Consider the following 1,627-nt stretch of genomic DNA (forward strand, 5'->3'; position numbering starts at 1 on the left):
CGGTCTACGGAATCCTCCAGTGTATGAAGCCACTCAAAGAAAGCCTCTAAAAGCGGTTTCGCCTGCTTTTGACGCTCTTCATACCGTTCTTCCGGTGACTTGTCACGGATCATCTCCTCAATCTTATAGAGCATCCCGATCCGTGCCATTGCCTGATATGCGGTTGTCTCCTTCAGCTGCTCTTTGGTGAAATCCTTTTTCAGTACCGTCAGGGCTTCATCAAACCTGCGCCTCGCATGGGCCATGCATCCCGTTACAGTGATCCTTTCCGGGAGACTGTGGTATGCCTGGTAACCATCACAGGTGAAATATCCCTCAAACTGGTCTCCAAGGAATTCCACCGGATGATATCCGGCGCGGGTCCTTTCATATTGGAACAGGACCATCCGGGGTGAACCGCTGTATTCATCGGTGAGATAGACCCACATCCAGTTCTGGGTGGAGCCCTTCTGGTCCGGTTCATCGATCACCTGGATCCGGGTTTCGTCTCCGTGTAAATATTTACTCCGGAGCAGCTCTTCTTTCATCAGAGCGTAGAGTGGCTGCAGATACCGGTCCGCGCATTGGATGATCCAGTTCGCCATGGTCTTTGTGGAAAGGTTCAGGTCGTACCGGGCGAATTCCCGTTCCTGACGGGCAAGCGGCATCCCGTTTACATACTTGGCATTCATGATGCCCGACACCAGGGATGGCGTTGCCACGCTGCCTTTCAGAAGGGACGGCGTTTTTTCCGGCCGCTTCATGGCTCCGCATTTCGGGCAGCTGTATACAAAGGTCACTTCTTCCACGACTTCAAACCGTGCGGGAACGAATTTCAGCCGTTTTACGGTTTCCTTTGTGACAACCTTATATTTCGTATTGCAGTCCGGGCAGTAACGGTCTGCCCCTGTCAGCTTGTACTCGATCACTTCGGTTGTCTCAAAGGAGGAAAGGTCTTTCTCCTTTTTGCCGGAACGTTTCTTCCTCTTGTAAGAAGACGGATGGGCCTCTTCCAGGTCCGGTTCCGGGGCATTGGGATCCGCTTCCTGCTCTGCCTCGTTGAAAAGATCCAGCTGGGTATACCCGTCCGCATATTTTTCGCTGGACGCTCCAAAGCGTTTCCTCTGGGCAAGGGTAAGGCGGTCCGAGAGCATGGCGTTCAGGAATTCCAGTTCCTTTGTTTTCTCTTCCAGGAGCTGGATCCTCGTTTCCTGTTTTTCCAGGGCCTCTTTCTGTTTCTGATAATGCCCCTGCATGATCTTTACCAGTGAAAGCATATCATCCCTGCTCATCCTGTTCAGTTGTTCCTCTGTAAAAATCGGATCCATCGTGCCGCCTCATCTTTCTGAAATCTCTATGGACAGTTTACCATAAAAAGGAGCTGGTTTCTATTGGAAACTGCTTTCAGGAGCAGAGGAAAATCTGCGTAAAATCAAGGAATTTTCGGCTTTTTGCGAATTGACAGGAAACGGGCTCAGACCACGATCTTTGGGTGGCGTTCTTCAAAAGCGCCGCTGGGATTCAGGGACAATCCATCGCACAGCCAGTGGATCTCTTTGAGAGTCACTTTCCGCAGTTCATCCGGTGTGTCCGGCCAATGGAAGGAATTCCGGTCCAGGCGTTTCATCAGGATCCAAAATCCGGAACC

General features: G+C 51.4%; 2 protein-coding genes. Both read right to left on the bottom strand.

Annotation, left to right across the window (positions count from 1 at the left end):
* Positions 1 to 1,307, bottom strand: a 1,307-nt coding sequence (tnpC, locus tag B5G33_RS20805; RefSeq protein WP_087418976.1) for an IS66 family transposase, incomplete at its 3' end; no start/stop codon positions are given.
* A gap of 146 nt (positions 1,308 to 1,453) precedes the next feature.
* The coding region (tnpB, locus tag B5G33_RS22835; protein WP_087418977.1) for an IS66 family insertion sequence element accessory protein TnpB at positions 1,454 to 1,627 on the bottom strand (174 nt) is incomplete at its 5' end.

The organism is Blautia sp. An81, assembly GCF_002161285.1.
Lineage (GTDB): Bacteria > Bacillota > Clostridia > Lachnospirales > Lachnospiraceae > Blautia > Blautia ornithocaccae.